A 9,046-nucleotide genomic window follows, 5' to 3' on the forward strand; every position below is an offset into this window, starting at 1 on the left:
CACGCTCTCAAGCCGGCTTGTGCGGATCGACCCGCTTCGCGGAATGACGGCACAGGGCGTCAGCTCCGCCATGCTTTTTGTAGGCGCACTGTCTCTCCAGATGCCGCTCTCCAGCACGCACACCATGACATCCGCGATAGTAGGCGCAGGAGCCAACCAGCGTTTCGCCACAGTTCATGGGCGTGAATTAGGCAAAGTGCTGCTGGTATGGATTCTTACCGCGGTGGTCACCGCGCTGCTCGCCGGCATCCTCTATCTCGCGATGACGCCCCTGCTCTAAGCGCCGGACCTCCGCGCGGGCCTGGCGGCCCTCGGTCGATCACCGGGAGACGAGACGCCTATCCGAAGCGGCCGGAAACGTAATCTTCCGTGGCCTTTTCCGACGGCACATTGAAAATGTCCGTAGTGTTCCCGTACTCAATGAGCTTGCCCGGCTTTCCAGTGCCCGCGATGTTGAAGAACGCGGTTTTCTCGGATACCCGCGCGGCCTGCTGCATGTTGTGGGTCACGATCACCACGGTGTACTCACTCTTGAGGTCATTGATGAGGTCTTCAATGGCGAGCGTGGAGATCGGATCAAGGGCGGAGCACGGCTCGTCCATCAGGATCACCTCGGGTGAGACCGCAATGGCGCGGGCGATGCAGAGGCGCTGCTGCTGACCGCCTGACAGACCCGACCCGGGACGTGCGAGGCGGTCTTTGACCTCATTCCACAAATTGGCTCCCCGAAGGGACTTTTCCACCAGCGCATCGGCATCGGACTTGCTGATGCGTCTGTTGTTCAGCTTGACCCCTGCCAGCACATTGTCGCGGATGGACATGGTAGGGAAGGGGTTGGGCCGTTGAAAAACCATGCCGATCTGGCTGCGTACGGTGACCGGGTCAACTGCCGAATCGTAGAGGTTGTCGCCGTCCAGGAGCACTTCGCCCTCCACCCTGGCACCGGGAATGACCTCGTGCATGCGGTTCAGCGTGCGGAGGAAGGTTGATTTTCCACAACCTGACGGCCCAATAAACGCGGTGACCGAGCGGGCCTCAATGTTGATGTTCACGTCTTCAACGGCAAGAAACTTGCTGTAATAGACGTTCAGGTCTTTGACGTCAATGCGCTTTGACATGTGAATCCTTTGGGGTTGTACCGTTTGGTCAGCGGCTGGTCTTGGGAGCGAACAGGCGGGCGATCAGCCTCGCCACGAGGTTGAGCAGCATGACCATGATGATCAGGACAAGTGCCGCCGCCCATGCGCGCTGTGTGCTCGGGTCGGTGGCGGTTGGCGAAGTGGGCGTGAGGATCTGATAGTAGATGAACGTTGGAAGCGTGCTCATCCAATCCCCAAAGACATTCCAGTTGATGGAGCTGGCGAATCCTGCAGTCACAAGGATTGGGGCGGTTTCGCCGATCACCCGGGCAATGGCGAGCGTCACGCCTGAGGCAATACCCGAGATGGCTGTAGGCACTACAACCTTGGTAATGGTTCGCCACTTCCGCACCCCGAGGGCGTATGCCGCCTCACGCAGTTCATTCGGAACGATCTTGAGCATCTCCTCGGTGGAACGCACCACCACGGGAATCATCAGCACTGACAGTGCGACGGCGGCAACAAAGCCTGTGCGGGTCCCCGGTCCAAAGAGTTGCCCAAACAAGGCTGCGGCGAAAAGCCCGGCGACGATTGAGGGAATGCCGGTCATCACGTCCACAAAGAAGGTAATTGCACGGGCCAGCGAGCCGCCGGTCGAGTACTCCACGAGGTAGACGGCAGCAAGCAGGCCGATTGGCACGGAAATAAGCGTTGCCCACAGGGTGATCTGGAGCGTACCGACGATCGCATGATAGGCCCCGCCCAGCACCGGGGTTCCTTCAGCCACGCTCTCGTTATCAATGGCGCCTGTGACACCGTTCATCGAGGTGAAGAGGAAGTTATAGCTCAGTCCCGGCACACCCCTCTCCAGCACCGTCCAGATGACGGAAAGCAAGGGCAGCAGCGCAACAATGAATGCGCCGTAGATCAGGAAGAGCGCCAGCCGGTTGCGGGCTTTGCGTCCGCCTTCAGCCACTCCTGTGACGGCGGTGCCCGCGATGATGAAGAAAACCGCTGAGAAGATTGCCCAGGAGATGATGCTGAATCCTACGAGTGCGGCTACCGCTGCGCCCAGAATCAGAGCTCCCGCAAGCACCGCCCACATTGCCCAGTTGGGAAGTTTTCCCTTGGTAAGCTGCGACCGTCGTGGGGTCAGGGTTGCATTTGCCATTAGTTTGCACCTGAGAATTCTTTATGTCGGCTGATGATCCACCGGGCGATCATGTTCACGGCGAGGGTGATGACAAAGAGCACCAGGCCGGCTGCGATCAGTTCGCTGAGCCTCAGCCCAAACGCTTCAGGGAAGTTCAACGCGATCTCCGCGGCAATGGTCTGATTGCCGGACTGGATGAGGCTCGCTGTCAGGCCTCCGCCGGAAAGAACCAGCGCAACGGCCATGGTTTCGCCGAGCGCCCGCCCCAACCCGAGCATCGCTGCGCTGATAATTCCCGGCCGCGCAAAGGGAAGCACCGCCATGGTGATCATTTCCCATCGGGTGGCACCCATAGCGAGCGCGGCTTCCTCATGCAGGCTGGGGGTCTGCAGGAAGATCTCCCGGCTCAGGGAGGTGATGATCGGCAACACCATGACCGCCAGGACAATGCCTGCGGTCAGCATGGTGCGCCCGGTCTGGCTAGCGGGTCCCTCAAAGATGGGGATCCAGCCCATGTTGCGCGCAAGCCAGTCATAGGCGAGCGCAAGCTGGGGTGCGAGGACGGAGTAACCCCAGGCGCCATAAACCACCGACGGGATCGCTGCCAGCAGGTCAATGACGTAGCCGAATGGCTGAGCAAACCGGCGGGGGGCGTAATGCGAGATGAACAGCGCAACACCAATTCCCAGTGGGGTGGCGATCAGCAGGGCGATCGCGGCGGCAATCACAGTGCCAATCACGATGGGGAAGATATAGGTAAAGAATCCCTCACCGCCCGTAATTTCAGCGGGGTCCGCACCAAAAACAGGCAGCGCCTGAATAATCAGGAAGACCGCGACGCTGAACAGTACGCCCAGGATCAGGCAGCCGGCGGCAAGGCTAGCGCCGGAGAATATCCGGTCTCCGGACTGGCCTCCACCGCCCGTCCTTCTCAATGCGTTCGTGGACACTTGGGGACCTTTCGGCGCGTTGCGGTCAAGATAGGGTGCTGGGAACAGTTTTCACCGGACTGCTCCGCCTTACAAGGTACCTGCAACCGATGCGGGCTGCAGACAGCGGACAGCCCCGCCTGCTCTCCTTCGGAGACCAGGCGGGGCGTCGAGGCAGTATTAAGAAGCAACCGTAATGGAATCGATTGCTTCCTGTGCACTCTCACGCAGGGTTTCGGAGATCGGTGCGTTTCCGGCCGATCCCTCAGCGGTGGTCTGGCCCTCTTCGCTGATTGCGTAGGATCCGAATGCCTTGACGAGATCCACCGTCTCCTGGTCAGCATAGGTGCTGCAGTAGATGTGGTAGGAGATCAGCACCACTGGGTATGCGCCGGATTCTGTGGTGTCCCGCTCCAGGTCCAAGGACATGTCCACCTCGGAGCGCCCTTCAACCGGCGTGGCTACTTCAACTGCCTTGGATGCGGCCTCGGCGTTCAGTGCAACGTACTCCTCGCCAACCTTGACCAGCGCCTGTCCAAGGTCGCCGACGGCGGAGGCATCGGTGTAGGTAACAGCACCTTCCGTTGACGAGGTGGTTGAAACGACTCCGTTGGTGCCCTGGGCGTTTTCAGCAACGATCTCTGCCGGCCAGTCGCCGGAGACCTCATAGGTCCACTCGTCCGGTGCGGCTGCCGAGAGGTACTCGACGAAGTTCTCGGTTGTGCCGGACTCGTCTGCGCGGTGTACAACCGTGATGGCCAAGTCTGGAAGCTCTACGCCCTCATTCTGGGAAGCGATGGCTTCGTCATTCCAGTTCGCCACATCGCCCTTGAAGATTGCCGCAATGGTTGGTGCATCAAGGTTGAGTTCTTCGACACCTGGCACGTTGAATGCCACGGCGATCGGGGAGACATAGGCGGGAATGTTGATGGCGCCGTCCGGGCCGCAGATTTCCTTCGAGGCTTCGTACTCCTCGTCGTCCAAGTAGGCATCGGACCCGGCGAATTGAACGCCGCTGGCCAGGAATGCCTCACGGCCCGCACCCGATCCATCGGGCGAGTACTGGACGGTGGCGTCCTGGTTGGCTTCCTCGAAGCCCGCCTTCCAAGCGGTCATCGCTGCCTGCTGCGATGATGCGCCCGCGCCGGTCAGAGTTCCGGAAACAGTGCTTTCCGGTGCCGCGCTCTCGCCACCGTCGCTGCCGGGGGTGGTGGCGTTGTCGCTGCCGCATGCAGTCAGCGCCAGAGCGGCCACAGAGATTACTGCCGCTGCGCGGCCAAAGCGAAGAGCCTTCACTTGATATTGCCCCTTCCAGGGATCGAAAGTCAGTGCGCCAAGGGCACTCATGAAGATGTACACGTTGAGGTACGTTCTTCAAGTTAGGCGCCTCAGGTAAAGAGACTGAACGGGCCAAGTGAACGGAACATGAACGGAAGTTGGACATTTGCCCCATTTGGGCGTGACACCCTTGCCAGATGAGATGCACGCCATACTAAATCCGCCGGATACTCTGGATTCCATGACATCGATGAGTCCCGACGACGCGCCGCCTGAGGAGGCGGAGGACCGGCATCCACGCCGGAGCGTCCGGGGCCATCCGCCGCGCTGGCAGCGTCTGCTCCTGATTCTTGGCCTGCTGCATGTGGCGATTGTTGCTTTCAGTCTCTTTTCGCCCCTCCTCACGGGAGAGCCGCGTGGACAGACTCCTTTCAGCGTCCATTTTGATGTCAATTACCAAGGAAATTTTCCCACCTGGGTGGCCGTGGTTCAGTTGGCGGCCGCAACCACGGTTCTCACTTTCACAGCGTTCCTGTCGCATATCCAGAAGTCCGGGGGGACATTGGCGTGGTGGATCCTTGCCGTCATGGTCCTGCTCCTGTGCCTCGATGAGGGAACCTGGCTCCACGAACGGCTGGATGTCATCGCCCCGCAGTTCGTTACCGTGGAGGATCTCACGTTTGTTTGGCTGATCTTCGGGATTCCGGTGGCGGTGGTAACGCTGATCGTGGCAATTCTCAGCGCCAGGAATCTGCCGGAAGATTGCACCAAGCTGGTGATTCTCGGCGTCGTCACCCTGTTGTTCGCCGCGATCGGACTTGAGTTCCTCGCCGGCGAACTCATCAAGATGGATGCCGCCACCGCGGTGGTAGCCGCGCTCTACCACCTCGAAGAGCTCATGGAGTTGGTGGCCGGCGCGCTACTGCTGGTGGCACCGATGGCCGGCCTGCGGCTGCGCACTGAGCATGGAGTCACCACTTTCGCAATGCTCGGGCGGTCGCGGCGGTAACGCCCTCCCCCGGCGACCCTAGACTGGGGTTCATGCCGCCGTCCGACAGTTTCACCCGAGCTCGGTCTTTCCTGCGCAACCGCACGCGCGTAGGGCTGCGGCGGAGCACCAACTCTGTGATACCCGCCGTCCAAATCACCATTTGCGCAGTGGGCGCCTATGTGTTCGCCGAACAGGTACTGGGCCACGAAGGACCGCTGTTCGCGGCCACATCCTCCATGATTGCGTTGGGGTTCTCCCGGGACCCCCGGCTGCGCCGGGTACTGGAGGTGGGGCTGGGCTGCACCCTCGGAATTGCGCTGGGCGATGTGCTTCTTGCCCTCTTCGGCACTGGAGTCTGGCAGGCCGCCGTCGTACTTTTTGTCTCCATCATGCTTGCCCGCTTCCTGGACAGCGGAACCATTTTCTCCACGCAACTGGGACTGCAGTCGCTCTTGGTGGTGCTGCTGCCCGCCCCGGACGGCGGGCCGTTCACCCGCAGCGTGGACGCCGTCGTCGGCGGTTTGTTTGCCCTGGTGATCACCATGCTGGCACCGCGCGATCCAAGGCGTGAACCCAAAATTAATATGCGGGAGCTGCTTGGTGAGCTTGCCGGCGTGCTGAGGGAGAACTCGGGTGCGCTGACCCGCAGCGATTCGACGCTGGCGTGGCATGCGCTGGTGCGGGCCCGAAACTGCCAGACATTGATGGACGGCTTATCCGGCAGCATGCGCGCGGCACGGGAGGTTGCCCGTATCTCGCCCGCCTACCGCCGGCACCGCGGCGAGTTGGGCGAACTCAGCGGGTCGGTGGGCTTCATTGATCTCGCCGTCCGCAACAGCCGGGTTTTCTCGCGCCGGCTCACATCGGTGATCAACCACGCTGCGCTGACCGATGAGGCAGTCCAGTCCCTCTCACAGGCGGTCGAGGACACGGCCGATGCGGTGGATGGTCTTGCCCGTGCGCTGTCCGCCTCGTCTGCCAACGAACGCGAGCTGTATCTTCGGCAGGCAAGGGAGGATCTGGCCGCCGTCGCCACCACCCTGCATCCTCGGGTGCTCCATATCCAGCGTCTTGAAGGGGAGGGTCTGGTGCTCCTCTACCGTCCGTTGCTGGTGGATCTGTTGGAAGCCACGGGGCTCACGCATGAAGAGGCTGCCGGATACCTACCCAAACTGTAGCGGCGCGGCGCACATGGTCGGACCCAGCGGGTACGTTTGTGGCATGGCAACCAAGACCTCCCGATCCGCCCGCGCCCAAGCACCGGCCTACCGCTGCGGTGAATGCGGTTGGACCACCGCAAAATGGGTTGGCCGATGTGGGGAATGCCAGGCATGGGGAACCGTGGAGGAAACGTCCACGGCGGGTGCACCGAGAACGACGGCGGCAACAACAGTTGCGCTTCCCGCGCAGCGGATTGCCGATGTGGACGCCACCACGGCCGCCTACCAGCCCACGGAGGTGGGCGAGCTGGACAGGGTGCTCGGTGGCGGACTGGTGCCCGGTGCGGTCATTCTGGTGGCCGGCGAACCCGGAGTAGGCAAGTCGACGCTGCTGCTGGATGTTGCGGCCCGCGTGGCGCGGCTCGGTAAAACGGTCCTGTATGTGACGGGAGAGGAATCCTCGGCCCAGGTGAAACTGCGCGCCGAGAGAATCGGTGCCCTCGCGGATTCGCTGTATCTGACCGCGGAGTCGGATCTGGGACAGGCGCTGGGTCAGGTGGAGAAACTGGAACCGTCCCTGCTCATCGTCGACTCCGTGCAAACGCTCAGCAGCGCGGCGGTGGATGGCAGCGCGGGCGGCGTCACGCAGGTGCGCGAGGTGGCGGCATCGCTCATCAGTGCCGCGAAGTCGCGGGGAATGACCACCCTCCTCGTGGGACACGTCACCAAGGACGGCTCAATTGCGGGGCCCCGGCTGCTGGAACACCTTGTCGATGTGGTGTGCCAGTTTGAAGGCGAGCGCCACTCGCGGCTGAGGCTCATGCGCGCCGTGAAGAACCGGTACGGTCCCACCGACGAGGTGGGCTGCTTCGACCTGACCGACTCGGGGATTGTGGGCCTCGCGGATCCCAGCGGACTGTTTGTGTCCCGCACCAAGGAACCGGTTGCGGGCACCTGCATCACGGTCACGCTGGAAGGCCGCAGACCATTGCTCGCGGAGGTGCAGGCGCTGTTGGCGGAAACCTCCAATGCCCAACCCCGGCGGGCAACCAGCGGCCTGGACAGCTCACGCGTATCCATGTTGCTTGCAGTGCTTCAACGCCGGGCGTCATTGCAGCTCCACAAGGATGACAGCTACGTGGCAACGGTCGGCGGGGTGAAACTGAGCGAGCCGTCCACCGACCTTTCAATTGCCCTTGCCATCGCCTCGGCGAAGACCAACCAGCCGTTGGCACCGCGCATGATTGCCTTCGGAGAAGTTGGCCTCGCCGGTGAAGTCCGGCCGGTGCCCGGCATTACCCGCCGCATCCTTGAGGCCGAACGCCTGGGCTTCACACATGCCGTCGTGCCTGAATCCCCCAATGGACCCGGACCCATTCCGGCGGGTTTCACCGTAAGGGAGGTCACCACCGTCACGGAGGCGCTGGAACTCCTCTTCTAGAACCGTTACGCGTTTGGTGCCCTGACGGGTGAACGGGTTTCCGCCCCACGCACACTAGGATTGAGAGCGGTTGTGCCCGTATTGCGCGGCACCGCGCGCGTTTCGGGAAGGAAGTGACGATGGTACGCAGTCCAGAGGACTCACTTAAGGCGACTTTGGCGCGCGTTGCACCCGGCACACAGCTCCGGGATGGGCTCGAGCGTATTCTGCGGGGCCGCACTGGCGCATTGATTGTGCTTGGTTTTGACCGCACGGTGGATGCAATCTGTTCCGGCGGTTTTGACATCGGAATCGATTTTTCCCCTACGCGGCTGCGCGAACTCGCCAAGATGGATGGGGCGATCGTTTGCGATAAGGACGCCAGCAACATCCTCCGGGCCGGCGTGCAGCTGGTCCCCGACCACCGGATCGAGACTCAGGAGTCCGGCACCCGGCACCGCACCGCCGAACGCGTGGCAATTCAGACCGGCGTCCCGGTCATTTCCGTCAGCCAGTCCATGCAGATCATTGCCCTGTACGTCAACGGCCTGCGCCACGTTCTTGAAGGCTCCGAACCGGTCCTCGCCCGCGCCAATCAGGCCCTGGCAACACTTGAACGCTACCGGGCGCGGTTGGATCAGGTGACAGGTGCCCTGTCGGCGTTGGAAATCGAGGCCATGGTCACCGTGCGTGACGTGGCCGTGACGCTTCAACGGCAGGAAATGGTCCGGCGCATCTCGGAGGAAATTTCGCAGTACGTCCTGGAGCTGGGCGTGGACGGCCGGCTCCTCTCGCTGCAGGTGGAGGAACTGACCACAGGGCTGGGTCCCGGCAGCGAAATGGTTCTGCGTGACTACACCGGTATCGGCGCCGAGCCGGTGTCCGTCGAAGAACAGCTGGCCACGCTGCAGGGGTTCAGCTCCACGGACCTGATTGACCTGGGAACCATCGCCAGTGTGGCGGGGTTCAACCCCTCCAACGATTCACTTGAGGCTGTGGTGCAACCCAAGGGGTACCGGCTTCTGTCCGGCATCAA

General features: G+C 62.1%; 9 protein-coding genes. 5 read left to right on the forward strand and 4 right to left on the reverse strand.

Features of this window, described 5'->3' with window-relative positions; translation table 11 throughout:
• A partial coding sequence (locus tag Y708_RS25370; protein ID WP_162150484.1) for an inorganic phosphate transporter occupies positions 1-280 on the forward strand: 280 nt, incomplete at its 5' end.
• A 58-nt stretch (positions 281-338) separates the two neighbouring features.
• Here the strand turns inward: Y708_RS25370 and pstB are convergent.
• From pstB to pstS, 4 genes are all read right to left on the reverse strand, one after another.
• Positions 339-1,118: a phosphate ABC transporter ATP-binding protein PstB gene (gene pstB / locus Y708_RS0114855; RefSeq protein WP_028280535.1), complete on the reverse strand. Its 780-nt coding sequence runs from the start codon at positions 1,116-1,118 to the stop codon at positions 339-341.
• A 28-nt stretch (positions 1,119-1,146) separates the two neighbouring features.
• Positions 1,147-2,250: a phosphate ABC transporter permease PstA gene (gene pstA / locus Y708_RS0114860; protein WP_028280536.1), complete on the reverse strand. Its 1,104-nt coding sequence runs from the start codon at positions 2,248-2,250 to the stop codon at positions 1,147-1,149.
• Positions 2,250-3,182 carry a phosphate ABC transporter permease subunit PstC gene (pstC, locus tag Y708_RS0114865; protein WP_028280537.1) on the reverse strand — a complete coding sequence of 311 codons (933 nt, stop codon included), beginning with the start codon at positions 3,180-3,182 and terminating at the stop codon, positions 2,250-2,252. The genes pstA and pstC overlap by 1 nt, the downstream gene beginning before the upstream one ends.
• 159 nt (positions 3,183-3,341) lie before the next feature.
• Positions 3,342-4,457, reverse strand: a complete 1,116-nt coding sequence (gene pstS / locus Y708_RS0114870; protein ID WP_028280538.1) for a phosphate ABC transporter substrate-binding protein PstS — start codon at positions 4,455-4,457, stop codon at positions 3,342-3,344.
• Between the two features lie 223 nt (positions 4,458-4,680).
• On the opposite strand from pstS, the gene Y708_RS0114875 reads away from it, so the two are divergent.
• The 4 genes from Y708_RS0114875 to disA all read left to right on the forward strand — a co-directional run.
• The gene (locus tag Y708_RS0114875) at positions 4,681-5,448 is read left to right on the forward strand and encodes a hypothetical protein (RefSeq protein WP_155853890.1); all 768 of its coding nucleotides are present in this window, start codon (positions 4,681-4,683) and stop codon (positions 5,446-5,448) included.
• 32 nt (positions 5,449-5,480) lie between these two features.
• Positions 5,481-6,608 carry an FUSC family protein gene (locus Y708_RS0114880; protein ID WP_028280540.1) on the forward strand — a complete coding sequence of 376 codons (1,128 nt, stop codon included), beginning with the start codon at positions 5,481-5,483 and terminating at the stop codon, positions 6,606-6,608.
• A gap of 43 nt (positions 6,609-6,651) precedes the next feature.
• Entirely contained in the window at positions 6,652-8,031 is a 1,380-nt protein-coding gene (radA, locus tag Y708_RS0114885) for a DNA repair protein RadA (protein ID WP_028280541.1), read from the forward strand.
• Between the two features lie 119 nt (positions 8,032-8,150).
• A partial coding sequence (disA, locus tag Y708_RS25375) for a DNA integrity scanning diadenylate cyclase DisA (RefSeq protein ID WP_035776508.1) occupies positions 8,151-9,046 on the forward strand: 896 nt, incomplete at its 3' end.

The sequence above is a fragment of the Arthrobacter sp. H5 genome (assembly GCF_000520595.1).
Lineage (GTDB): Bacteria > Actinomycetota > Actinomycetes > Actinomycetales > Micrococcaceae > Arthrobacter_D.

Coding starts and splice junctions, on each gene's coding strand:
- pstB (WP_028280535.1), bottom strand. CDS start 1,118: ATGTCAAAGCGCATTGACGTCAAAGACCTGAACGTCTATTACAGCAAG.
- pstA (WP_028280536.1), bottom strand. CDS start 2,250: ATGGCAAATGCAACCCTGACCCCACGACGGTCGCAGCTTACCAAGGGA.
- Y708_RS0114875 (WP_155853890.1), top strand. CDS start 4,681: ATGACATCGATGAGTCCCGACGACGCGCCGCCTGAGGAGGCGGAGGAC.
- Y708_RS0114880 (WP_028280540.1), top strand. CDS start 5,481: ATGCCGCCGTCCGACAGTTTCACCCGAGCTCGGTCTTTCCTGCGCAAC.
- radA (WP_028280541.1), top strand. CDS start 6,652: ATGGCAACCAAGACCTCCCGATCCGCCCGCGCCCAAGCACCGGCCTAC.